This is a genomic window from Gluconacetobacter liquefaciens, assembly GCF_003350405.1.
Lineage (GTDB): Bacteria > Pseudomonadota > Alphaproteobacteria > Acetobacterales > Acetobacteraceae > Gluconacetobacter > Gluconacetobacter liquefaciens.
In genome coordinates, this window is the sequence record NZ_QQAW01000008.1 from 20,507 (window position 1) to 44,145 (window position 23,639).

At 65.8% G+C, this 23,639-nt stretch carries 17 protein-coding genes; 8 read left to right on the top strand and 9 right to left on the bottom strand.

All coding sequences use genetic code 11. The annotated features are described in order from the left end of the window. Positions 1 to 32: 32 nt before the first annotated feature. Positions 33 to 755, top strand: a complete 723-nt coding sequence (locus C7453_RS13530; protein ID WP_114728086.1) for an isochorismatase family protein — start codon at positions 33 to 35, stop codon at positions 753 to 755. Beyond that, positions 755 to 2,044, top strand: a complete 1,290-nt coding sequence (locus C7453_RS13535; RefSeq protein WP_114728087.1) for an aspartate aminotransferase family protein — start codon at positions 755 to 757, stop codon at positions 2,042 to 2,044. Before C7453_RS13530 ends, C7453_RS13535 begins: the two co-directional genes overlap by 1 nt. A 7-nt stretch (positions 2,045 to 2,051) precedes the next feature. Here the strand turns inward: C7453_RS13535 and C7453_RS13540 are convergent, their stop codons facing one another. Further along, positions 2,052 to 4,514, bottom strand: a complete 2,463-nt coding sequence (locus tag C7453_RS13540) for a TonB-dependent receptor (RefSeq protein WP_114728088.1) — start codon at positions 4,512 to 4,514, stop codon at positions 2,052 to 2,054. Between the two features lie 253 nt (positions 4,515 to 4,767). On the opposite strand from C7453_RS13540, the gene C7453_RS13545 reads away from it, so the two are divergent. Beyond that, a complete protein-coding gene (locus tag C7453_RS13545; RefSeq protein ID WP_114728089.1) occupies positions 4,768 to 5,808 on the top strand; it encodes a sensor histidine kinase in 1,041 nt (346 codons plus the stop codon). Further along, on the top strand, positions 5,805 to 6,467 hold the full coding sequence (locus C7453_RS13550) for a response regulator transcription factor (RefSeq protein WP_114728090.1): 663 nt from the start codon (positions 5,805 to 5,807) through the stop codon (positions 6,465 to 6,467). The genes C7453_RS13545 and C7453_RS13550 overlap by 4 nt, the downstream gene beginning before the upstream one ends. Here the strand turns inward: C7453_RS13550 and C7453_RS13555 are convergent. The 8 genes from C7453_RS13555 to C7453_RS13590 all read right to left on the bottom strand — a co-directional run bounded on the left by C7453_RS13555 (position 6,449) and on the right by C7453_RS13590 (position 18,801). Then, positions 6,449 to 8,017 (bottom strand): globin-coupled sensor protein, encoded by a 1,569-nt coding sequence (locus C7453_RS13555; RefSeq protein WP_170143223.1) that lies wholly within the window; start codon positions 8,015 to 8,017, stop codon positions 6,449 to 6,451. The two genes, C7453_RS13550 and C7453_RS13555, sit on opposite strands and share 19 nt — an antisense overlap. A 135-nt stretch (positions 8,018 to 8,152) precedes the next feature. Next, the gene (locus C7453_RS13560; RefSeq protein WP_245949036.1) at positions 8,153 to 9,859 is read right to left on the bottom strand and encodes a putative bifunctional diguanylate cyclase/phosphodiesterase; all 1,707 of its coding nucleotides are present in this window, start codon (positions 9,857 to 9,859) and stop codon (positions 8,153 to 8,155) included. Between the two features lie 314 nt (positions 9,860 to 10,173). After that, on the bottom strand, positions 10,174 to 10,692 hold the full coding sequence (locus C7453_RS18730; protein WP_141288981.1) for a hypothetical protein: 519 nt from the start codon (positions 10,690 to 10,692) through the stop codon (positions 10,174 to 10,176). A gap of 75 nt (positions 10,693 to 10,767) precedes the next feature. Further along, positions 10,768 to 14,376 (bottom strand): ABC transporter permease/M1 family aminopeptidase, encoded by a 3,609-nt coding sequence (locus C7453_RS13570; protein WP_114728094.1) that lies wholly within the window; start codon positions 14,374 to 14,376, stop codon positions 10,768 to 10,770. A 3-nt stretch (positions 14,377 to 14,379) separates the two neighbouring features. Next, positions 14,380 to 15,258: an ABC transporter ATP-binding protein gene (locus tag C7453_RS13575; RefSeq protein ID WP_114728095.1), complete on the bottom strand. Its 879-nt coding sequence runs from the start codon at positions 15,256 to 15,258 to the stop codon at positions 14,380 to 14,382. A gap of 99 nt (positions 15,259 to 15,357) precedes the next feature. Continuing rightward, positions 15,358 to 16,131 (bottom strand): sulfite exporter TauE/SafE family protein, encoded by a 774-nt coding sequence (locus tag C7453_RS13580; RefSeq protein WP_114728096.1) that lies wholly within the window; start codon positions 16,129 to 16,131, stop codon positions 15,358 to 15,360. Between the two features lies 1 nt (position 16,132). Next, on the bottom strand, positions 16,133 to 17,818 hold the full coding sequence (locus C7453_RS13585) for a bifunctional protein tyrosine phosphatase family protein/NAD(P)/FAD-dependent oxidoreductase (RefSeq protein WP_114728097.1): 1,686 nt from the start codon (positions 17,816 to 17,818) through the stop codon (positions 16,133 to 16,135). A 56-nt stretch (positions 17,819 to 17,874) separates the two neighbouring features. Further along, positions 17,875 to 18,801, bottom strand: coding sequence for an MBL fold metallo-hydrolase (locus C7453_RS13590; RefSeq protein ID WP_114728098.1), 927 nt, complete (start codon positions 18,799 to 18,801; stop codon positions 17,875 to 17,877). A 106-nt stretch (positions 18,802 to 18,907) separates the two neighbouring features. On the opposite strand from C7453_RS13590, the gene C7453_RS13595 reads away from it, so the two are divergent. The 4 genes from C7453_RS13595 to cydC all read left to right on the top strand — a co-directional run bounded on the left by C7453_RS13595 (position 18,908) and on the right by cydC (position 23,632). Beyond that, positions 18,908 to 19,564 (top strand): peroxiredoxin, encoded by a 657-nt coding sequence (locus C7453_RS13595; RefSeq protein ID WP_114728099.1) that lies wholly within the window; start codon positions 18,908 to 18,910, stop codon positions 19,562 to 19,564. A 255-nt stretch (positions 19,565 to 19,819) separates the two neighbouring features. Next, positions 19,820 to 19,963, top strand: coding sequence for a hypothetical protein (locus C7453_RS19420; RefSeq protein WP_245949037.1), 144 nt, complete (start codon positions 19,820 to 19,822; stop codon positions 19,961 to 19,963). 289 nt (positions 19,964 to 20,252) lie between these two features. Beyond that, positions 20,253 to 21,938, top strand: coding sequence for a thiol reductant ABC exporter subunit CydD (gene cydD / locus C7453_RS13605; protein ID WP_114728100.1), 1,686 nt, complete (start codon positions 20,253 to 20,255; stop codon positions 21,936 to 21,938). Beyond that, a complete protein-coding gene (cydC, locus tag C7453_RS13610) occupies positions 21,935 to 23,632 on the top strand; it encodes a thiol reductant ABC exporter subunit CydC (protein ID WP_114728101.1) in 1,698 nt (565 codons plus the stop codon). Before cydD ends, cydC begins: the two co-directional genes overlap by 4 nt. The last annotated feature ends 7 nt before the right edge of the window (positions 23,633 to 23,639 follow it).

The window sequence follows — 23,639 nt, forward strand, 5'->3', positions numbered from 1 at the left end:
GCACGCATCGCAACGATCACGGAGTACCCACCATGGATGAAAGACCACGCCTATGGGACCGGTTCCTGACGGAACGGGACCGCCAGGTCTATGCCGCCTCGGGCTACGGAAAACGCGGGGGCTTCGGCTCCCGTCCGGCCCTGTTCATCATCGACGTGCAGTATAATTTCTGCGGCGACGGGCCGGAGGACATCCTGGACGGACTCAGGACCTATCGCACCCATTGCGGGCCGGAAGCGTGGGCGGCGGTGGCGCACATCGAACGCCTCCTGCTGCTGGCGCGCGAGAAGAACCTGCCGATCTTCTATACCGAAAGCGCACGCCGTGCCGACCTGCGCGATTCCGGCGTTCAGGTCGGCAAGAATCATCGCGGGCACGAAAAAACGGTCATCGAGGGCACCCATGCCACGCGCGTCGTCGCCCCGCTGGCTCCCCGCCCCCAGGATTATCTGATCGGCAAGCGCAAGCCGTCCTGCTTCTTCGGCACGCTGTTCATGAGCCAGCTCAATTTCCTCGACGTCGATACGCTGATCCTGACCGGCTGCACGACGTCGGGATGCCTGCGCGCCACGGCTGTCGATGCCTATTCCTACAATTTCAAGACCATCATCCCCGAAGAAACCGCCTTCGACCGGTTCGAGGCCAGCCACGCGATCAACCTGTTCGACCTCAACTGTAAATATGCCGACGTCATTCCCACCGACGACGTCGCCGCTTACCTCAGCGCCTGCCCCGTGCGGGCGGAGACTCCCTGATGCCCGCCCCCGACTACACCCGTTCGCGCGCCTATCGCGCGGCCGCGTGCACCCACCTGCCTTTCGGCGTCTCTTCCACTCCACGCGGACGGCAGAGCCCGGTGCCGGTGGTGATCGAGGAAGCACAGGGTGTTCACCTGACCGATCTGGACGGCAACCGCTATATCGACTTCACCCTCGGCTACGGTCCGCTCCTGCTGGGTCATACACCCGATTGCGTGCAGGCGGCGGTCACGCGGGAAATGGCCCGCGGCCTGCGCACGGCAACGGTCCACCGGGGCGAGGCCGCGCTGGCGGACCTGCTGGCGGACTGCGTGCCCACAGCCGAACAGACGGCCTTCGTCACGACCGGCACCGAGGCCGTGCAACTCGCGCTGCGCATCGCCCGCGCCGCCACCGGGCGGCTCAGGATCGCAAAGTTCCGCGCCAACTATCACGGCTGGATCGACAATGTGCACGTCGCAGGCGCACCGGACAATGACGGCCCCTGCACCATCGGCCAGGACCCGGCCGCATCGGCGAACGTCGTGCTGTTCGACTGGGGCGACGCCGCGCAACTGGCCGCGCTCGACAGCAGCTTCGCTGCCGTCATCCTCGAGCCCGCAGCGATCAATCCCGGCTGCTTCGCTCCGCCGCCGGGCTTCCTGGACGCCGTGAGGACAATGACACGCCAACACGGCATCGTCCTGATATTCGACGAGGTCATCACCGGTTTCCGCCTCGGGCTCGGGGGCGCCCAGCAACGCTACGGCGTCCTGCCGGACCTGACGGTACTGGGAAAGGTGCTGGGCGGCGGCCTGCCGATCGGCGCGGTGACGGGGCGCCGCGACATCATGCACGACGTCGCGACCGGGCGCCTGCTGCATCGCGGCACCTTCAACGGCAATCCGCTGTCCCTCGCCGCCGGATTCGCAGCCATCTCCCATCTGCGTACGCACGCGACAACGCTCTACCCGAGGCTGGATGCCATGGCCGCCGAACTATGCGCCCATGTCAACACGCAGGCCATGCGGGCAGGCGTCGCGGCCTGCGCCCAGGCTGTCGGCTCGGCCGTGCAACTCTTTGTCGGAACGAAGGGGCTGACCTGCATCAGCGACCTGACGCAGGTGGACCGGGCAGAAACCGCCCGCCTGACGGACGCCCTGCTCCAACGCGGCATCTACGCCCTGCCACGGGGGCTGATGTATCTGGGCACGCCGCATGACGACACCGACATGGCCACGACCCGCCACGCCCTGTCGGAAGCCCTGGAAACCTTGCGGACCCCACCCACACGGCAAGGTCCGTAATTTTTCGTCAGTAAGTCGCCGAAAGATTGAACAGGAAAGCGCGTCCCGTCGAAGGCGTCATCCGATCGCTGAACAGGTTGGAGTAATTCAGGCGATTGGCAAGGTTGTATCCATTCATCTGCACACGCCAGTGCTTGAGGAAGCTGTGCGAGATCATGGCATCCCACTCCACGGTCGACGGAGCCCGCGCAGTGTTGGCGGCATCCAGCCACACGCCCTGCCGCCAGGTCAGTCCGCCACCGAACGTCACGTTCCACGGCGTATTCGCCCCGGCGGTATAGGTGGTCCAGAAGGTCGCCGAATTCTTCGGCGCATACTGGATGCGCTTGCCCACATTCGCTGCCGTCTGCGATGCAAGGGTCGTCGCATCGTAATAGGCATAGGTCGCGATCACGTTCCAGTTCTTCAGGATCTCGCCCGACGCGCTGAGTTCGAACCCCTGGTTCCGCTGCCGGTCGCTCGACGAACTCACATCGCCTGTTGAAGGGTCCGTCAGCAGCGAATTGCCCTTTTCCAGACGAAACGCCGAAACGGTAAAGCCCATCCGCCCGCGGAAAGCGTTATATTTCGCCCCGACTTCATAAAGGCTGCTGGTTTCGGGCTTGAAGCCCTCGGTCGAGGCCTTCAGCGGCTCGGAACTGTTCGTCACGTAAAGCCCAAGCGGCGTCGTCGATTTCGCCCAGTTGAAATAGAGCATCGTATTGTCGTCGGGCGTATACATCAGGTTGACGGTCGGATTGTACGTATCCTGGTTCTGCCCATAGGCAACCCCGTCGCCGACCATCCCCTCATTGGCAGCGTAATGGCTGTCCCAATGGTCCCAGCGGAACCCGGCGCGCGCCGAGAATTTCGGCGTAAACCAGATCTGGTCCGAGAAGAACGCCCCCACATCGGTCGCAGAGCCCGTCTTGTACAGAGCCCGCCCGACCCCGCCGATATTCACCAGATCGTAGCTATACTGGCCTTTCCCGCCCAGCAGCAGGCCCGGCACATTGTTCGTCGGGCTGATCAGGCTGGTCAGGTCCTTCTGCGTGCCGTTCTGCCCGTTGTAATTGAAGGCATAGTTGATGCGCCGGTCATAGATATGCGCCACGTCCCACCCGGCGATGATCTGGTGCCGCAACGCGCCGGTATTGAATTTCGCAATGGTGGAGAAGACATTCTGCACCGACCAGTCATTCTGCTGATAGGGCTCCGGTCCACCCAGATGACCGCGCCGGTTCACCATCGCCGCCGACGGATCGGTGAAATAATTCGTATTGCACGTCGCATCGCACCCAGGCTGCGATGCCGAATAATAGCGTTCGTACATCCCGCCGCGCAGATCGTCATAAAACGAGATATGGCTGTTCATCTCGTGCTTCAGATGCGCCGACAGCATGTCCACATTCGTGGCATCCTGATCGTACTGCGTGCCATACCAGTTGCTGCGATTCAGGCCGAACGCCGTCGCAGGGCGCGAAACGCTCGTCCCCGGTTTCTTCAGCAGCGGCACGCCGTAATCGGGAATCCGGTTGTCGGTCTGGTGAAAATACTCGATCGTCAGCGTCGTCGGCTTGCCCAGTCCGAACGCGATGGACGGCGCAATGCCCCACCGATGCGAATACACGGCATCGCGGCCCACTTCGTCATTCTCATTGCCCATGGCGGCAATCCGCACGGCGGTGGATTCGCCGATCTGCTGGTTCACATCCAGCGTGCCACGGTAATAGGAGGCCGAACCGCCCCCGAACTGTCCGCCATAGCTGTTCCCCAGATGCGGCATCTTGGTCACCATGTTGATGGCGCCGCCCGTGGTACCGTTGCCGAACACTTCCGACGACGGCCCCTTGATGACCGAAACATGGTCGTAATCGAAACTGTCGCGGCTATAGACGCCGAAATCCCTCAGCCCGTCTTCATAGATATCGTTCTGCGCCTGAAAGCCGCGAATCAGGAACTGATCGCCGCTCATCCCACCTTCCCCCTCGCCGACCGAGGCGGTAATGCCGGGCACGTTGCGCAGCGCCTCCTCCAGTGACTTCACGTTCTGCTGCTCCATCAGCAGCTTGGGCACGACATTGACGGTCTGGGCCGTATGCATCACATCCTGCGGCATGCGGCTCAGGCCGATATCCTCATGCAGGATGTTCATGCGGCTGCCGACGACCGTCACATGCTCTTCCGCCGTGGCGCTCCGCCCCACCTGATCGAGCGGTTGGCCGTTCAGCGGCCGTGCCGGCACCACCCCGTCGGCGCGCGGCGGCGCGGCCTCGGTCGCCTGATGGCCCTCCACCGACGTCTTTCCGGCGGCATGAGGGTTCCCGGCATGCGCCCTGCGGCCGGCATGGCGATGATGTTTCGCATTTGCCGCCGTCTCGCCATCGGTACCGGCTTCGGCCGAACCGACATGCAATCCGGAACAGAGAAGCGCAAATCCCGCCATCAGCGGCGCAGGATGAACACGGCGGCGGATCAGTGGACTGGACATTTCTCTCATTCTCGCAACCACGGTTAGGTGGTGCCTTAAAAACACAAATGAGAATCACTCACAATTGCATAAGCGCCATAAAAATCATAGACTTAGGTATAGGTTTCCAATTTCTTTCAGAAATGTTATGATACACCGTGACATTCTGTTTCACATAAAGCGCCGCATGGATACGCCCCCCGGCACCAGACGCCGGCTGACCGGAAAGGCGTTGGAAAACGAGAGCGGCCGAGCCGGAGGACTCTCCTGAGCCATGGGGCGCTGGTACTGGCTCATCGCAGCCATCATGTCGGTCTTCATCTTCGCGATTACCCTGTTTCCCTCCCATGATGCGTTCGGCGTCCTGTATGTGCTGGTCGTCGTACTGGTCGCCGACCGCTGCACGCCGCGCAGGCTGCACATCGTGGGTGGCGTGTGCGTCATGCTGGAATGCACATCCTTCACGATCCTCCATTTCGGCGAGCCCTTCGACGGCCAGTATGCCCGCCTGGCATTGAGCCTCATCGCCACCGTCGTCGTCACGATTCTGGCCGCCCGCAACCGGCAGGCCACGGACGCGCTGGCCGAACAGGCCCGCCTGCTGGCACATGCCGACCGCATCGCCACGCTGGGGCACCTCACGGTCTCGATCGCACACGAGGTCAACCAGCCCCTGTCGGCCATCGGCACCTTCGCGCAATCGGGCGGCCGCTGGCTCCGCCGCGACCGGCCCGATCTCCAAGAGGCCATCGCCTGCTTCGAACAGATCCGGGCCAGTAGCAGCCGCGCCGCCGCCATCATCAGCCGCGTCCGCGATCTCACGCGCAAGGCCCCGCTCGCCCATGCCCGGCTGGACCTCCCCTCCCTGATCGAAGACACACTCCTGCTGCTGCGCTCCGAACTGGCCACACGTGGCATCGACGTGCGCCGCCATGCCGCACCGAATCTTCCGGCCATCATCGGCGACCGGATCGCCATCCAGCAGATCGTCATGAACGTAATGCTGAATGCCATCCAGGCGCTTGAGACGATGACCGATCACCGGAGGCTCATCACCTTGACCCTGGCCGAAGACGACACGAAGCACCGGACGATCCGCCTGCAAATCCAGGATTCAGGGCCGGGATTCCAGCATCTCGATCCCGATCACCTCTTCGCGCCCTTCATCACCACCAGGGCATCGGGCATGGGCATGGGGCTGGCGATCTGCCGCAACATCGCCCTTTCCCATGGCGGCACGATCGAGGCCCGAAACGCAACCCCACGCGGTGCCGTCGTCACGGTACGGCTGCCGGTGCTGGAGATCACCTCATGACGCACGACACACCACCGCAGCCGGCCGGCCATGTCATCGTGATCGACGATGACGCCGGCATACGCGCCTCGCTGGACAGCCTGCTGCGCTCGGCCGGCCACACCGTCACCGCCCATGCCGACCCGCAAGAGTTTCTCCGCGCGGCCCGTCCGGCCGGCCCCTGCTGCCTGATCCTCGATGTCAGGCTCGGCACGGTCGACGGCCTGGCATTCCAGGCCACACTCACCGAAGCCGGCCTCGGCATTCCCGTCATCATCATGACGGGCCACGGCGATATTCCCATGGCCGTCAGGGGCATGCGCGCGGGCGCGATCGACTTCCTCGCCAAGCCCCTGGACGACGAAGCCCTCCTCGCCGCCGTCTCCCGCGCGTTCGCTCACTGGTCGGGCACACAGGGCGACAATCCCTGCCCGGCGGACATCCGCCAACGCTACGACACCCTGTCCGATCGCGAGCGCCAGGTCATGGCGCTGGTCGTGGCCGGACTGATGAACAAGCAGATCGCCGGCCACCTGTCCCTCAGCCTGCCGGCGATCAAGCTCCACCGCGCCCATGTCATGCAAAAAATGGGCGCCCGCTCCCTAGCCGACCTGGTGCGCCTGGGCGAGGTACTCTCAGTCCGCGATCAGTCGGTCAGCCGTTACCCCACGTCCGCATAGCGCGCGCCGGCCTGCGCGAGCCGGACAGGTGCCGGCGCCGCACCGGTCTGCCGGCCAAGCCGGAACCCCGAAAGCTGCACCTTCAGGCCGGCCGCCTGCTCCGCCATCGCCGAACTCGCGGCCGAGGTCTGTTCCGCCATCGCCGCGTTCTGGCGGGTGCCCTGGTCGATCGTCGCGACGGCGCCGTTGATGTCCTGCAAGGCCGCGGCCTGTTCCCGCGCCGCAACGGCGATATCCTTCAGATGGCTGCCGATCTCGTTGACCCCGGCGATGATGCTGCCGATCGCAGCAGTCGCCTCACCCATCGCGGTCACGCCGGTCGCAACCTGGACCCGCGAGGTCTTCACCAGCCCCCTGACTTCCTTCGAAGCCTCGGCGGCCCGCGTCGCTAGATCCCGAATCTCCTTCGCCAGAATCTTGAAGCTGTTCCCCGCCTCGCCGGCGCGCGCGGCCTCGATGGCGGTGTTCAGGGCCAGCAGGTTGGTGCGGGTGGCAATGCCGTCCATCACGTCGGTAATCAGGGCGATGGCGTCCGAAGAGGCCGCGATATCGCCCATCGTGCTCTGCACCCGCTCGATCATCCCGCCGAAACGCCCGGTCACGTCCCCGCACTGCACGACGAAATCCTCCGCCTCAGCAACCCGCGTCGCCGTCTCGGACACAGTGGCGCTGACCTGCTCGACCGTCGCGGCGGTCCGCTCCACCGACGCAGCCTGGCGCTCGGTGCGCCCGGCCATGTCGTGGGCGGCGCGGCTGATCTCGGCGGCGGCGCGGTCGATGGCCTGGGTGGTGTCAAGCACCGCGCCCAGCGTGCCGCTCAGGGCCCCCATGGCGCTATTGAGGTTCTCGCGCAACGTCAGATAGGCAGGCGGCAGGTCGTCACGCACCCGCCCTGACAGGTCACGCTCGGCGATCCGGCCAATAACGGCGCCGAAACTGCCCGCGACCAGTTCCTGCTCTTTCCTGATGGCCTCTTCCCGGGCCACCTCACGGGCCCGCTCCGCCTCTTCCAGATAGACGGAAATCGTCAGGTCCATTTCAAGGAACACCGCCTTGCACAGGCTGGCGATCGTATCCGCCATCTGCTCGGCCGCCTGTGCGGAATGCCCCGGAAATAGCGATCGCCCCGGCTGGAAATGGTTGACGATGGCATGGACGAGATGATCGACGATAATGGCATAGCCGCCGATATACCAGGCCGGTTCCAGGCCGATGCGGGCATGGACGGTGCCGATCGCATGCACGCGGGCGGCATATTCGGCGCCCAGTTCGGCAGCCGAAATGCTCTTCCAGTGGTTCCGCTGCGCCCGCTTTGCCCGTTCGATCTCATCTTCAGACGAGAAAAGATTGTAAATTTCTGGCACTTTGCGAATCCGGGCATAAAGCCGGTCAAGGGCTTCAGGCAGTTCGCGTTCGATCACGTCCCCGACCTCGCGGATCGCCTGGCAATTCGTCTCCGCCATCTCCATAAAGTTCAGGGTTCGCTTGAGCTTTTCGATATCCGCCCTGTTCTGGCGGGGGGTCTTCTTTGCTTCAGGATGAGCACTCATGTGAATTTCAATCCGAATTATTGACGGAAGGCACGCCCGCGCGCCCTTCCCTCCACCAAACGAGAAATGCTCCTGCTCTCCAGGAAACCCGCTAGCGCATGACGCCCCCATCCCGCATGTCGTCCCATCGCCCCGTCATCGGACGACAAGTTCCGGGTCGAGACGCGACACCCGTTCGATATCGTCCGCCGCCGGCATGGGGCGACCGTGAAGATAGCCCTGCACCTCGACGCATCCTTCCCGGCGCACCAGGGCAAGCTGGTCCTCGGTCTCCACCCCCTCCGCCACGGTCCGCACGCCCAGGCGCTGACCCAGGTCGGCAATGACCCTGACTACGGCAGCACATTCCGGGCGCGCCAGCGCATCCCGGACGAAGGACCCGTCGATCTTGATCTTGTCGAACGGAAAGGCCCGCAGATGGGCCAGCGACGAATAGCCGGTCCCGAAATCGTCCAGCGAAATGCCGACCCCCATCCTGCGCAGGGCCAGCAGGTCCTGGATACCGCCCTGCTCGTCGCCCAGCAGCGCCGTCTCGGTCACTTCGATGTCCAGCCGCTCCGCCGGCAGGCCGGACGCCGCGAGCGCCGCCGCAACGGCCGGCACCAGCGTTTCCCTGCCCAACTGAATGGCCGAGATGTTGACGGCGACATGCGCCCCATCCTCCCACTGCATGGCGCTGCGGCAGGCCCGGTCCAGGACGAATTCGCCCAACGGGTCGATCAGGCCGCACTGCTCGGCCACCGACACGAACTCGGCGGGCGAAATCCAGCCGCGTTCGGGATGGTGCCAACGCACCAGAGCCTCCCGCGCCGTGACGCATCCCGAATAGAGATCGACGATCGGCTGATAGAAAACGAACAGATGCTGCCGGGCCTGCAAAGCGGCGTACAGGCTTTCCTCCAGCCGCGTCCGTTCCTGGGCACGGAATTCCAGATGGCGTGAAAACTGCCTGGCGATTCCCTTGCCGTCGTCCTTTGCCGCATAAAGCGCCATGTCGGCCCGCGCCAGCAGGATCTCGGGCTCCACACCATGCTCCGGCACCAGTGCGATGCCAATCGAAGCCCCGATCTGGATTCTGTAGTCGTGCTCCAGGTCGAAAGGCCGGCCCAGCGCCGCCGCGATCCGTTCGGCATGCAGCCTGGCAGGCCGCTCCGCGTCATGGGGCGTCAGGATCGCGAACTCGTCGCCGCCCAGCCGCGTCAGCGTCACCGCCGGATCATCGCATAACGTCCTGAGCCGGTCGGCGACCTGCCGCAGCAGGGCATCGCCCACCTGGTGCCCCCGCGTGTCGTTGACCAGCTTGAAACCATCCAGATCGACATAGAGCAGCCCGAAGCACGCATCCGGCGTCGCCAGCCGTTCTTCCAACGTCCTGCGGAACATCAGCCTGTTGGGCAGTCCGGTCAGCGCGTCATGATGCGCCAGATAGCCGATGCGCTTTTCCGCCTCGACCTCTTTCGTCACCAGCGCCCAGGTCAGCATGGGCGCGATATAACGACCCTCCTGGTCGTTGATGGCCGAAACCTTGAGGTCCAGCACCTCGCTCCCCAGGCGGATGCGGGCGCTGTGCGGCAGATTGCTCGGGTCGGACAGAAGATGCCGCTGATAGCCCGGAGAGCGATGGAACACGTCGATCGAGGTGCCGATCAGCTCATCGGCGCGGATCGGCAGCAGATGCTCGATCCGCCGGATCAGCGCAATGGACATGTTGTTGACATAGTCGATCAGCAGCGATTCCGGTTCCACCGTCATGACCGCCACCGGCATGTCGTCAAGCATGCGCAGAAAAAATTCGCGCCCCTTCGTCTCGAACCCGTCGGCCAACGGCTCACGCCCCATCATTGAATAATTCAGATGATTTCTTTCAAGAACCGAGAGGAAAAGACCCGCTCCCGTTCCTTCGCCTGTCATCACGCATCACGCGCCCCCCCGGATCGCATGATGTCTCCATCGGCACAAAACGTCCGATCATTATCCGAAAACAAAGAGGGACACGCCCACCGGATCGGTTACCCCCAAGGGAACCAACCAGGACACATGCGCAACGACCCCCTCATGAAGCCGCCTGAATGCCTACTTTCACATTACAAAATGTGCAAGATGTTTTAAATAATAAAACAAAGCATTCATTTGATCTATATCATTGCCGGCCCGCTTCAGCCAAATATCCACACCGGCCTCATCCAGCATTCAGGACTGGCCGCCCCGCCCGCAATCCGCCGGAAACTACGCGCAATCCGCGAGTCTGGCCAGAGCCCTGGGCCGCACGGGCGGCGAATGCCGCGCATCGCCATAACACTCCTGTATTGCGCAAATCGCGCCAAGGGAATCTTCCAGCCGCCCGATCGTCCCAGATGCCCATTCCAGGCCGCCGCACGGGCATAAGGACCGTCGAGCGTCATGCGGACATTCTCGAACACATTACCGCCGACGGCCCCTTCCGGCGGCAGGTCCATGCGTTGCGCTATCATGCAGTGGGAGGCGTCATCCGGCCGTTGCGTGAACCACTCCGGCCCGCCCCCCACCGACCGACGATCCCGGGAACTGCGATGCCGGGCGCGCCACGCCGCCATGCCCGGCACCGCCATGTCGGTTGTCACCCCGCTACCGTCGCTGACGCTGGCACACGATGCCTTGAGGGGCGCGACCGTCGGGTTACTGGTCGTGCCCGGCATCGCGCAGCACGACCAGCCTCATAGACGACAGGCAACATCCCCTCGGCTGCGCCCCCGCCGCGCGCAAGGCGGCCCTTACGGCCCCGCCACCCCCCTGACATTGTCATCAGGATTGCGATCGACCATTTCCACATAAGGATCGACACCCGCGAAGGACGGTGCGCGATCCACCGTGAAGTGCAGCGTGTTCTCGCCGGTCCTGATCGGCGTGCGCTGCATCAGCACGATGTTCTTCCGGTCGAAGGCCGCTTCACCCGGCATGGCGGTGAACAGGCCGATATCGACCGGCTCGTTCATCGGCGTTTCCGTCTCGTTGCCCTTGCCATCGGCATAAAGCTTCTTCGCCGAAACCTTCAGTTCCACGTCGAACCGGCCATCGGCCCGCTTCGTCGCGGTGCTGGAGACAGTGCGCAGATCGTAGAGCGTGATCTTCTCGAACAGGTCGGTAATCAGTTGCTGCCCGGCGGCATCGCCATCCCCCTTCTGTCCGGCCTGCGCACGGAAATCGCCGACCAGATCCAGCGAGCGCGGCCATGGCGCATCCTTGAAGCGATAATCGGCCAGAAGCTGGCGCAGCCCGGCATTCACCCGATCCACCCCGAGCCGATCCTGAAGCAGGTACATCACGACCGAACCCTTGCGGTAATGGATGTATTGCTGGTTCTCGACCCGCTCAAGCGGCTCCTCCTCCAGCCGCTCCGTGCCGCGCGCACGCAGATACCGGTCCAGCTCGTATTTCAGGAAGCGCCGGATCTTGTCCGGCCCATAGAGTTCCCGCATCGCCATCAGCGCCGAATATTGCGCCAGCGTCTCCGAGAGCATGGTCGAACCCTGCATGTCCGCGCCCACGACCTGATGCGCCCACCATTGGTGGCCCAGTTCGTGTGCCGTCACATAGGTCACATAGTCGATATTGTCGGGGTTCGAGAGGTTGGCGATAAACCCGATCCCTTCCGAATACGGAATCGTCCCGGCAAAAGCCTGCGCGAAGGCGGAATAGGCCGGAAATTCCAGGATACGCGCATAATGAAACTGATACGGGCCGAAATTCGGCTCGTCATATTTCAGCCCGGCCTTGAAGCCGCCCAGCATCCGATCGACGTTCCACGGATGATGCGGGTCGTAATAGACCGTCAGATCCACCTTGCCGTTCGGCCCGTCATAGAGCGCATGCCGCTCGGCATAGCGCGCCGACTGCACAGCGAAGAAGTCGAGCACCGGAGCGGAAGTAACGAAATGCGCCGTACGCCGCCCGTCATGCGTCACGTCGGAAACGCGGTCCCCGGGCGCGATCGGCGTCTGGTCGGCATCGGTCGTCACCGTAATGTCCGCCGTCGTCCAGCCCGCATGGATATAGTTCTGCGCCTGCGCCGCCCGGTCCTCCAGCTTCGCCATGCGCAGTTCCGGCACCAGCCCGTATTTGCGGCGCTTGACGCGGTCCTGAAGCAGCCCGTCACGGGTCATGCCGATGGACGGCGCGAAATCGTCCTTGTTGACGAACGTGCCGTTCGGAAAGATGCCAAGACCGGTATCGGCCGAATTGGCAAATCCGCGCTGCCCGCGCTCGGTGCGGAAATCCAGTCCAATGGTCTCGCCCGGCGCAAGCGGCCGGGCCAGTCGGTAAATGCGGTAATGGAATTTCGGATAGTCGCGCTCCAGCGTCGCCCCGTCGATCTTCAGGTCGATCAGCTTTGTCTGGCGCGTTTCCATCCGCACATGCACATGATCGAGCGGCACCGCCTGATGGTTGGTCAGCACATAATGTCCGCTCACCGTCATCGCCGGACCGTCGGGATGGATATCGATAGCGAAGCGCAGCGCCGTCACGTCGGGCTGCGGCACATGCTCGTACGCCAGCAGCGCCTTCTCGTAATCCGCCATGTAGCGGTCACGCTGGTTGGGTGTCCGATATTCGTTCCAGATATGGGTATTGACGAAGATGAAGGCCCCCAGCCCCGCGAAACATACCAGCGCCGCACCGCCGATCGCCGCCGGTACCCCCCGGATGCGCGACGGCAGCGCCGCCAGCCGCGCCCGCAGCGTCATGGTCGCGCCGCGCCGCCACAGCACATGGCACAGCACGACAAGGATGACCGCGCAGCACGCCCAGTAAAGGTCGCTGACCACCAGCCCCTTCCAGAACGTGCCCACCCCGTTCATGTCGGAAAGCGGCATGCCCGGCGTGCGCCCGTAATTGTAGAGGATGTCGTCCAGACCCAGCGTGCCGCCGATCAGCCGCAGCACCATGTAGAGGAACATCAGCCCCCAGCCGACGAATTTCTGCGGCGCGAGAACCTGAAAGAACACGGCCAGGATCGCGGTCAGCAGCACCGAAACGGTGCCGGGCAGCACGAACCAGAGCAGATAGTGCCCAAGCTCCAGATGCGTGTAGCCATGCGCAAGCTGGTAGACCACACCGACCGCCACGCCCACCAGCAGCGTCGTGAACAGCACGATGGCGATGGCCGGCACCTTGCTCAGGACAAAGATCCATCCAGGCAGCGGCGCGGCACCGATCAGTTCATGCATCTTGCGGTCCTGCTCGCGCCAGACCACCTCGCCCGCATAGAACGCCGCCATGATGAACGGAATCATCGTGAACGCGCCGATCAGATGCTGGATCATGACGCGCGTCACCGGCCAGACGGGCGTGCCATACATCTCGTCGAGATCGACCAGCCCACCCACCGTGTTCACGATGCCCAGCAGCAGCAGCACGATATAGGCCGGGCTGCGCAACACCTGCCGCACCTCGAAGCGCAGGCGCATGACATACTGCACGCGCCGCGTGTGCGCGTCGAAACGCGGGCGCGGCAGGGCACGGGGGTCGAACACGGGCGGCACCTCGGCAGGCCCCTCCGCCCGCCGGCGCGCGAACCGTCCCTGCCGGCGCGTGAAGCTGAACAGGCTGCCCGCAAGGGCCAGAAGCCCGACCGCGATGCCGCACCAGAGCACACGATTCCATAGCAGCATCGGCGTCAGGGGCGGCGCGAGCGTGTTGCGCTCCACCGCCGTCCAGTACCGCGTCGCCAGGTCGACCGCCCCGAAGCCGAACGGTTCGAGATAACCGAATGTTTCCTCAAGGCGCGGCAGCTTGCCGATCATGGTGCCGGCAATGGTCCAGACGACCATCAGCGACACCGCGACGATATACGACCCCATCATGGAGCGCGTCAGCGTCGCGGCCGCGAACATCATGGCGCTGATCAGGAACAGGTTCGGAATCGCGAGCAGCCCATAGGCCTTGAGATTGGCCAGCCCATGGACCGGGCCAAGCGTGTCCGGGTCCACCCACGGCATGAACGACCCCAGGAACACACCCAGCGGCACCGCGAGAAACACGAGGCAGCAGGTCACGAAGACGCCAAGGAAACGACCGAAAATATAAGGCAGGCGCCGCAGCCGCGTGGCGTAGAGAATCTGGCCGAAGCCCGTCTCCTCGTCGCGGATCACGGCATTGGCCGCAATCGCCGCGCAGACGAACAGCGAGAAGACCGAGAACACCTGCTCCATCTGCGCAACGGCATAGGGCGCATTCTTGTGCACATTGCCGCCGCTGCCGATCTGGATGGCCGAAACGGTGGTGCAGAGAAAGGTCAGCGTCAGGAAGATCAGCGCGCAGACCCAGAAAGCCGGGCCGCGCGTCTGGTAGCGGATCTCGAACCGCGCAATACGTCCGAGCATGGATCAGGCCGCCCGGCGCGCATTGTCGAGCGTCCGGAAATAGACATCCTCAAGACTCCCCTCCATCGGCTCGAAACCGGCCCCCGGATCGCTCTCCGCCTCGATATGGATGATGGTCCGGCCGGCAAACAGACGCACGGCGATCACACGGTAGTCCCGCTGGTACTGCTCCAGCGCCTCGCGCGGGATCACCTTGCGCCACAGGCGCCCCCGGCTCTTCTCGATCAGGTCCAGCGGCGCGCCTTCCAGCAGAATGCGCCCGCCCGCCAGCACCGCCATGCGGGGGCACAGATCGGCGACATCCTCGACGATATGCGTCGAGAGAATGATCACCACCTGCTCGCCCACTTCCACCAGCAGGTTGAGGAAGCGATTGCGCTCCTCCGGGTCGAGCCCCGCCGTCGGCTCGTCGACGATGATGAGCGAAGGCTGCCCGATCAGCGCCTGCGCGATGCCGAACCGCTGACGCATCCCGCCCGAAAAACCGGCAACCGCCTTCTTACGGACGGCCCAAAGATTGACCTGATGCAGCAGCGTCTCGACCGTCTCGCGCCGTTCTCCCCTGTCGGTAATCCCTTTCAGCACCGCCAGATGGTCCAGCAGGTCATAGGCCGAAACGCGGGGATAGACGCCGAAATCCTGAGGAAGATAGCCAAGCGTCTCCCGCAGGCGCTCCGGCTCGCGCAGCACGTCGATCCCGTCGAACGTCACGCTGCCCGATGTCGGAGCCTGCAAGGTCGCGATGGTGCGCATCAGGGTGGATTTGCCCGCACCGTTCGGGCCGAGCAGTCCGAACATCCCCCGGGGGATATCAAGCGAAACATGGTCCAGGGCACGCGTGCCGCTGGAATAGACCTGCACAAGATCCGAGATACGCAGCATAGTCGACGGCCCTTCCGATATCGTATCGGAATGTTACGCCAGGATCGGTGCTCTCGACCAGCCACCCGCGACAGGCCGGCCGCGCGACCGGTCAGGCTCTCAGAAACTGCGCCAGATCATGTAGGTCGCCACGCAGAAGATGACGCCGGAGAAGAAGAGTGTCAGCGCGCCGGTGGTACCGGCCAGGGCCCGCGCCGCACGCATCCCGCCGAAGCTGCCGACGATGCCGCCGACGATGAACAGCACGGCCAGGTTCCAGTCGATCAGGCCGGATGCCATGTAGCTAAGGGCGGTACTGGCACCGAACGCGGCCACGGCGACGAGCGAGGTGCCGATGGCATTGAGGATCGGCATCCCGGTGGAGGCGATCAGCGCCGGCACGATCAGAAACCCGCCGCCGATCCCGAAAAAGCCCGACAGCGCCCCGGTCCCCAGGCCATAGGTCATGACGCGGCCCACATTCTCACGATTGCAGGCGGCCCCCGCGCACCCCTGGTTGCGCCGTCCGCGCACCATCAGAACGCCGACCACGATCATCAGCAGCGCAAAGCACAGCAGCAGGCGACGACCGTCCATCGCCTTGCCCAGCGTCGCCCCGCCGAACGCCCCCACGACGCCACAGGTGGCGAAAATAGCGGCGCAGCGCCATTTGACGGTACCCGCGCGCGCGTGCTGCGCCAGCCCCGCCAGCGCATTCACCGCAACGGCAAGGGCGCTGGTGCCGATGGCGACATGCGGGTTGGCAACACCGACGACATAGACCATCAGCGGCACGGCCAGGATCGATCCCCCGCCGCCGATCAGCCCCAGCGTGAAGCCGACCACCGCGCCGGAGAGAAGCTCCAGCACCAGATGCGTAAGCTCGGGCGACATGTCACGCTCCCGATGTCTTCCGGGGCGCCACCATCAGTTCATGTCCGCGCAGCATGCCGCGCCAGTAGAGCGGCGGCATGACCTTCTCCTTGAGGAACCATGCCAGGCGCGTCGGCTGCGTGCCGCGCAGCAGCCACAGCGGCAGGGTCGGCGCCAGCCGCCCGCCGTAACCGAACTCGGCCAGCACGATCCGCCCGCGCTCCACCGTCAGCGGACAGGCGCCATACCCGTCATAGGTCGCGACGGGCGCCTTGCCGTCCAGCGCCGCCAGCACATTCACCGCCACAACGGGGGCCTGTTTGCGCACGGCGGCGGCCGTCTTGGCGTTCGACGTGCCGGCAACGTCCCCCAGGGCGAAGACATCGGCAAAGGTCGCATGCCGCAGCGTCGCGGGATCGACGGCCACAAACCCGTCAGCCCCGGCCAGCGGGCTGGACCTGACCACCGCCGGCGCCACCTGGGGCGGCACCGCATGCAGCATGTCGAATGTCTGCTCGACCCGCTCCGACCCGCCTTCCGTCGCCCGCTCGAAGGTCGCCACGCGCCGCGCGCCATCCACCGCCACCAGCTTCGAACGCAGATGCAGGTCGATCCCGTAGCGTTCGATATAGGCCATCAGCGCGGGCACGAAGGCCGCCACGCCGAACAGGGCCGGCGTCGCGGTGTCGAAACCCACCGAGATATCCTTCAGCACCCCGCGCCGCCGCCAGGCATCGCAGGACAGGTACATCGCCTTCTGCGGCGCCCCGGCACATTTGATCGGCATGGGCGGCTGGGTGAACAGGGCCCTGCCGCGCGACAGGCCCTGCACCAGTTGCCAGGTATAGGGCGCAAGATCGTAGCGGTAGTTGGAGGTGACGCCGTTCCTGCCCAGCGTTTCCTCCAGGCCCGGAATCGCCGCCCAGTCCAGCGTCAGGCCGGTGGCCACCACCAGAACGTCGTAGGACAGCACCGTACCGTCCTCCAGCGCGATTTCACGCGCCTCCGGCAGAAAGCCCGCCACGGGCTGGCGGATCCAGGTCGCCCCCGCCGGAATCAGCCCCTCTTCCGGGCGGCGCGTCTGTTCGGGCGTAAAGATGCCGCCCCCCACCATGGTCCATCCCGGTTGATAGTAATGGGTTGCCGACGGGTCCACGATGGCCAGCGCAATACCCGGCCTGCGGCGCAGAATGCTCGCGGCCGTGGCCAGTCCCGCCGCGCCGCCACCCGCGATGACGACGTTGAAGCGTCGCGCACCCGGCCGCCCGGTCGCCGGCTGCGGCACATGCGGCGCGGCATTCAGGCGGTCGCCCAGCGCGGACAGATCGGCCCCCGCCGTCCGGCCGGCCGCCAGGATGGCATCCGCCGACATGTTCCCCGCCTGCGCCAGGGCCCAGAGCCGCGCCGCCCTGTTCCCGCCCTGGCAATAGGCCAGAACCGGGCCCGGCATCCGCTCCAGCGCCGCACGCATAGCCTCCACCGCCTCGTCGCTCGGCAGACTGCCCGAACGAACGGGAATGGCGAGGAAATCCAGCCCCCGGCAGCGCGCCGCCTGTTCGATCTCGGCGGAGGGCGTCTGGCTGGCCCCCTCACCATCCGGGCGGGCACAGATAATGGTCCTGAAACCGTCCGACGCCGCCGCGTTCACGTCGGCAACGGAAAGCTGGGGCGAAACGGCAAACTGGGGTGTCAGGGAACGAAAGGACATGGATCGGAATTCCCGGTCGGCGGAGATATGGAGAAAAGGCGTGCGGAGAACGGCGGTCAGAGCGTGTCGATCGGAATCTTGATGTAACGGGTGCCGTTCGATTCCGGTTCGGGCATGCGCCCGCCGCGCATGTTGACCTGCACCGAAGGCATGATCAGATTCGGCAGCGACAGCGTGGCGTCGCGCGCGGTCCGCATCGCGGCGAAGGCATCCTCGCCCACGCCGTCATGCACATGGATATTGTCCCGCCGCTCGGCGCCGATCGTGGTTTCCCACGCGAAATGGTCGCGGCCGGGCGCCTTGTAGTCGTGGCACAAGAACACGCGCGTCGCGTCCGGCAGCGCCATCAGGCGACGGATCGAGCGGAAGAGCTGGCGCGCCTCCCCGCCGGGAAAATCGGCCCGCGCGGTCCCGTAATCGGGCATGAACAGCGTATCCCCGATAAAGGCGGCATCGCCGATGACGAACGCCATGTCCGCGGGCGTATGGCCGGGCACATGCAGGACGGTCGCCTCGATCCCGCCGATCGCGAAGCGGTCGCCGTCATGGAACAGCCGGTCGAACTGCGAGCCGTCACGCGCGAACGCGGTGCCGGCATTGAATATCTTGCCGAAGACCGACTGCACCCGCACGATCTCGGCCCCGATGGCCAGCTTGCCGCCCAGTTGCGCCTGCAACCAGGGGGCCGCCGACAGATGGTCGGCATGGGCATGGGTTTCGAGCTGCCATTGCACCTCCAACCCCTCGGCCCGCACATAATCGACGACCTTCTGCGCCGTGGCATGGCTGGTCCGGCCCGATGCCGCCTCGTAATCCAGCACGCTGTCGATGACGGCAGCCTGGCGGGTGGCGGGGTCATGCACCACATGCGTAGCCGTAAAGGTCGCCTCATCGAAAAACGAGCGGACCACGGGGGCAGGAGCCTGTCCCCGCTCGACCTTCTCAACCTGGGCGATGGCGGTTTCCAGTGCGGAATCGGACATGACGACCTCCCATTTGTTAAGTAATTTTCTTAACTAATGTATATCAATTTATTTAACAATGAAACATCCTTGCGTCAAGGCTGACGGTCGATTTATGAAAGGAAGCATGACCGACTCCGATTCGACGATCTGCGCCGCCGCGCCTGCATCCCTGCCGAAAATCGGCGACGAGGCCCCGGATTTCATCGCGCGGACCACGCACGGACGCCTGCGCCTGAGCGACCTGCGGGGGCACTGGGTGCTGCTGTTTTCCCACCCGGCGGATTTCACACCGGTCTGCACCAGCGAATTTCTGGCCTTCGCGACGGCCTTCGACCAGTTCCAGGCCCTGGACTGCGCCCTGGTCGGCCTGTCGGTGGACAGCCTGCCCGCCCACCTGGCGTGGATCGAGGCCATCCGTGCCCAGTTCGGGGTCACGATCCCCTTTCCCATCATCGAAGACCCGTCGATGGCGATCGCACGCGCCTACGGCATGCTCGACCTGACGGCGGAAAGCAGCGCCACGGTCCGGACCGTGCATGTCATCGACCCCGACGGCATCATCCGCGCCATCACATGGTATCCGATGTCCGTCGGCCGCTCGGTGGCGGAAATGCTGCGCCTGGTCGCAGCATTGCAGAAAGTCTCGACGGAAGACGTGCTGACGCCCGAAGGCTGGCAACCGGGCCACGATACGGTCCTGCCGGCCGTCCAGACCCAGCAGGACGCAGCGGAAGCAGGGCCGGCATGGTTCATGCGCACCCGGCCGGACGCGCGCGCATGACCATTCTGACGGCAGATGGCGCCCGAGAACTGGCCGAACGACTGAAACTGTTCGCCCAGCCGCAACGGCTGCTGATCCTGGCCCAACTGCTCGACGGCCCCCCGCGCCGTCAGCGCGCTGGAAAGCGGCACGGGGATCGGCCAGCCGGTCCTCAGCCAGCAGCTCGGCATCCTGCGCCGCGCCGGCATCCTGCGCACCGAACGCGAATCCCGCGCCATATTCTACAGCTTCGCCGACACCGAAGAAGAGAGATGGGTGCGCCTCCTGCTAGGCATGCGGCCAACGCAATCCAGCACGGACACCCATAGCCACCCCAGCATCACCCACGCGCCCCGCATCGCGCGCGAGGAAGCCGGGGCCGTCTTTGCCCGCGTCGGCGCGGCAACCAGCCGGGAATAACCCCAGGCATCCCAACGGGGCCACATAACGGCCCCAGGGACGACCCCGAAAAATACTGACGACAGAACGCACGTTCACGCCGCCCCACCAGGTGCGACACGAACGCCAGCGCCCGTCCGCGCGCCCACTCCACCCAATTCCATCCGACACCACGCAGGCCGCAGCCCCGCACAGCGCGCGATCACGGTCCCTTGACCGCATATAATTTCATAATTACATTAAATGACACTTTCATAATACATGAAAGTATTATCAGTCCTGCCGTGCGGCAGGTGAAAGTGCGCAACCCATGCGGACGGCGGACAGAGGGCTGAGCGGTCTGGCATCGCGCGCCGGCCTTTGGCTGGGCGTAGCGGTGGTCCTGAATGGCGCGGCGGCTGCCATGCTGGTGCTGCAACTGGTCGTCCTGGCACGCATCGTCGACAACCTGACCTTCCACGCCCACCCGTTCGGTCAGGAAGCCGGCCGCGCGGGCTGGCTGGCGGCCCTGCTGGCCGGCCGCGCGATCCTGGGCTGGCTGGCGGACATGGCCGCCGCCACGGCGGGCATGAAAGTCACGGCCGCCATGCGCGCCGACGTGCTGGCCCACCTGCTGCGGGTCGGCTCCCCGCGCATGGCCGGCCTGGGCACCGGCGAGACCGTCACCACCCTGACCGACGGGATCGACGCCCTGGAGCCCTACGTCGCCCACTACCTGCCGCGCGCCGCGATGATGGTCGTCATGCCGTTGATGATCCTGGGCTGCGTGGCCGGCCTGGACGGCTGGAGCTTCGCAATCCTGGCCTGCACCGGGCCGCTGATCCCGCTGTTCATGGCGCTGGTCGGCTATCGCGCGCAGGCGATCATGGACCGGCAATGGACCCAGCTTCTGCTGCTGGGGAACGGGTTTCTCGACTTCCTTCAGGGCATGACCACCCTGCGGCTGTTCGGCCACGCGCATCAGGCCGCAAGCACCGTCGGGCGCATGGCCGACGATTATCGCCGGACCACCCTGTCGGTCATGCGGGTGGCGTTCCTGACCTCGGCGGCGCTGGAATTTTTCGCCAGCCTGTCGATCGCCCTGGTCGCGGTGGTGTTCGGCGCACGCCTGCTGGCCGGCCATGCCGATTTTCGCACCGCCTTTCTGGTCCTGCTGCTGGCCCCCGAATATTTCATGCCGCTCCGCGCCTTTTCCGCCAGCTATCACGCGCGCCAGAACGCAACCGTCGCAATGCGGCGCATCGCCGCCCTGCTGGCCCTGCCCCAGGCGCCGATGGCAGCCACGATCGCACCCGCTCCGCCATCCGGGCCGGTCGCCGGCATCACCTGCACCAATCTCTCGGCCACCTACGGCACCGACGCCGCGCCGGTCCTGGCGCATGCCTCCTGCCAGTTCCCCCGCAACGCGCTGACGGTGGTAGTCGGCGAAAGCGGCGCCGGCAAGACAACCCTGCTGCGCCTCCTGCTGGGCCTTCTGGCCCCGTCGGCAGGCAACATCGTCGCGCTGGATGAAGCGGGGCAGCCACTCGCAGGCCCCTGGCGCGACCAGATCGGCTGGGTGCCGCAACGCCCCTGCCTGCCATCCGGCACCATTGCCGACATCCTGCGCCTGGGCGCTCCGGACGCCGATCTGGCCCAATTGCGCGCGGCGGCGGCACAGGCCGACGCACTGGCATTCATCGAGGCGCTGCCCCAGGGGTTCGATACACCCATCGGCGAACGCGGCGCCCGCCTGTCGGGCGGGCAGGCGCGCCGCCTGGCCCTGACGCGGGCCCTGATCTGCAATCCGGCCATCCTGATCCTGGACGAACCGACATCCGACCTGGACCCGGACAGCGAAAGACGGGTCGCGGACGCCATCCGGCGCGCCGTACCGGGGCGGATCGTCATCGTCACGACGCACCGGCAAACGATCATCGGGCAAGCCGATCACCTGCTCGCGGTCGCAGACGGCACGATCCGCCCCCTGTCCGCCGACGAAAGGGCAGCAGCATGAGCCCGATCTCCCTCCTGTTCGCGCCGACACGGCCAATCCGCCGGCGGATGGCGGCCGGGCTGGCCCTGGCTTGCCTGGCAGCCCTGGCGAATATCGGCCTGCTGGCCCTGTCCGGCTGGCTGCTGGCGGCGGCGGCCACCGCCGGGCTGGCGGGGTTGGTGGCCGCCCACGCCTTCAACATGGCCCTGCCGGCGGCGGGCGTCCGGTTCCTGGCCACGCTCCGCATCCTGGCCCGTTACGGCGAACGGGTCGTGACCCATGACGCAACGCTGGGCCTGGTCGGCCAGATCCGCGCCCAAAGCTTCGACCGGCTGGTCCGGCAACCGCCCGCGCACCTGTCGCGCCAGCGCAGCGGCGAACAGCTTTTCCGCTTCGTCTCGGACACCGAGCGCGCGGGCCATGCCTATCTGGATGCCGGCGTCCCCTTCGTCACGGCGGCGGTCTGCGGGCTGGCCTCCGTCGGTCTCGTCGGCGCCTTCGCCCCCTCGGCCGGCCTCGTGCTGGCAACCGGCATGCTGACCTGCGGCGTGCTCCTGCCGCTGGCGGCCGGATGGCTGTCGGACCGCGCGACCGCCCGCATCGCCACCCAGCAGGACGCGATGCACGGCGACCTGGTGGACATCCTGCAAGGCGCGGACGAAATCGCCTTCCTGGGCGCGGAGGATGCGATGCGTCGCCGCCTCGACACCCGACAGGCGGCGATCCGCCACGCCCGCCTGCATCTGGCGGCGATCGAGGGCGGCGCGCGGGCCCTGACCGGCGCAATGGCCATGCTGACCGCGCTGGGCGTGCTGACCTGCGCATCCACGGCCCTGCATGCCGGCCTCCTGTCCGCCGCCTGCCTGCCGATGCTCGGTCTGGGGGCATTGGCGGCGTTCGAAAGCGTGGCCCCCCTGCCGGCGGCGCAGCAGATGGCCCGCCATGCCCTGCTGGCCGCCCGGCGCACGCGCACGGCCTGCACCCTGTCGCCTCCGGCAGGCGGCGGGTCGCTGCTCCCGGCCGCCCCGCTGGACCTCGACATGCGCGCGGTCGGCATGCGCTACGCCCCGGACGAGGACTGGGTCCTGCGCCACGCCGACCTCACCATCCGCCAGGGCGAGCGCGTGGCCCTGGTCGGGCCGTCCGGCGCGGGCAAGAGCACGCTCGCCCGCCTGCTGTTCGGCTTCCACGCCTATCAGGAAGGCACGATCCGCTTCGGCGGCGTGGAGGCACGCACGCTGGACCCGGACGCGCTGCCCGGCTTGGTCGGCGTCATGGCGCAGGACGCCCACCTGTTCCAGGGCAGCATCCGCCGTAACCTGGCCATGGCCTGCCCCACGGCGGATGAAGCCGCGATGTGGTCGGCGCTCGAAACCGCCCAACTGGCGGCCTTCGTACGCCGGGCGCCGGCCGGCCTGGACACGCTGATCGGCGAGGCCGGGCTGCGCCTGTCCGGCGGCCAGGGCCGGCGGCTGGCGCTGGCCTGCGTCCTGCTGCGCCGTCCCCGCTGGCTGATCCTCGACGAGCCGACCGAAGGGCTGGACGCGGCGACCGAGCGAGCGGTGATGGCCGCCCTCATGGCGTCCCTGCCGCCGGATGCGACGCTCCTGTGCATCACGCACCGCACGGCCATCCTGCCCTTTCTGGACCGGGCGGTCGCCATGACCGATCGCGGCTTCCATGACGTCGCGACACATCGCAGGAGGCCGCAATGACATGACG

Coding starts and splice junctions, on each gene's coding strand:
- C7453_RS13530 (WP_114728086.1), top strand. CDS start 33: ATGGATGAAAGACCACGCCTATGGGACCGGTTCCTGACGGAACGGGAC.
- C7453_RS13535 (WP_114728087.1), top strand. CDS start 755: ATGCCCGCCCCCGACTACACCCGTTCGCGCGCCTATCGCGCGGCCGCG.
- C7453_RS13540 (WP_114728088.1), bottom strand. CDS start 4,514: ATGTCCAGTCCACTGATCCGCCGCCGTGTTCATCCTGCGCCGCTGATG.
- C7453_RS13545 (WP_114728089.1), top strand. CDS start 4,768: ATGGGGCGCTGGTACTGGCTCATCGCAGCCATCATGTCGGTCTTCATC.
- C7453_RS13550 (WP_114728090.1), top strand. CDS start 5,805: ATGACGCACGACACACCACCGCAGCCGGCCGGCCATGTCATCGTGATC.
- C7453_RS13555 (WP_170143223.1), bottom strand. CDS start 8,017: ATGAGTGCTCATCCTGAAGCAAAGAAGACCCCCCGCCAGAACAGGGCG.
- C7453_RS13560 (WP_245949036.1), bottom strand. CDS start 9,859: ATGATGGGGCGTGAGCCGTTGGCCGACGGGTTCGAGACGAAGGGGCGC.
- C7453_RS18730 (WP_141288981.1), bottom strand. CDS start 10,692: ATGCCGGGCACGACCAGTAACCCGACGGTCGCGCCCCTCAAGGCATCG.
- C7453_RS13570 (WP_114728094.1), bottom strand. CDS start 14,376: ATGCTCGGACGTATTGCGCGGTTCGAGATCCGCTACCAGACGCGCGGC.
- C7453_RS13575 (WP_114728095.1), bottom strand. CDS start 15,258: ATGCTGCGTATCTCGGATCTTGTGCAGGTCTATTCCAGCGGCACGCGT.
- C7453_RS13580 (WP_114728096.1), bottom strand. CDS start 16,131: ATGTCGCCCGAGCTTACGCATCTGGTGCTGGAGCTTCTCTCCGGCGCG.
- C7453_RS13585 (WP_114728097.1), bottom strand. CDS start 17,818: ATGTCCTTTCGTTCCCTGACACCCCAGTTTGCCGTTTCGCCCCAGCTT.
- C7453_RS13590 (WP_114728098.1), bottom strand. CDS start 18,801: ATGTCCGATTCCGCACTGGAAACCGCCATCGCCCAGGTTGAGAAGGTC.
- C7453_RS13595 (WP_114728099.1), top strand. CDS start 18,908: ATGACCGACTCCGATTCGACGATCTGCGCCGCCGCGCCTGCATCCCTG.
- cydD (WP_114728100.1), top strand. CDS start 20,253: ATGCGGACGGCGGACAGAGGGCTGAGCGGTCTGGCATCGCGCGCCGGC.
- cydC (WP_114728101.1), top strand. CDS start 21,935: ATGAGCCCGATCTCCCTCCTGTTCGCGCCGACACGGCCAATCCGCCGG.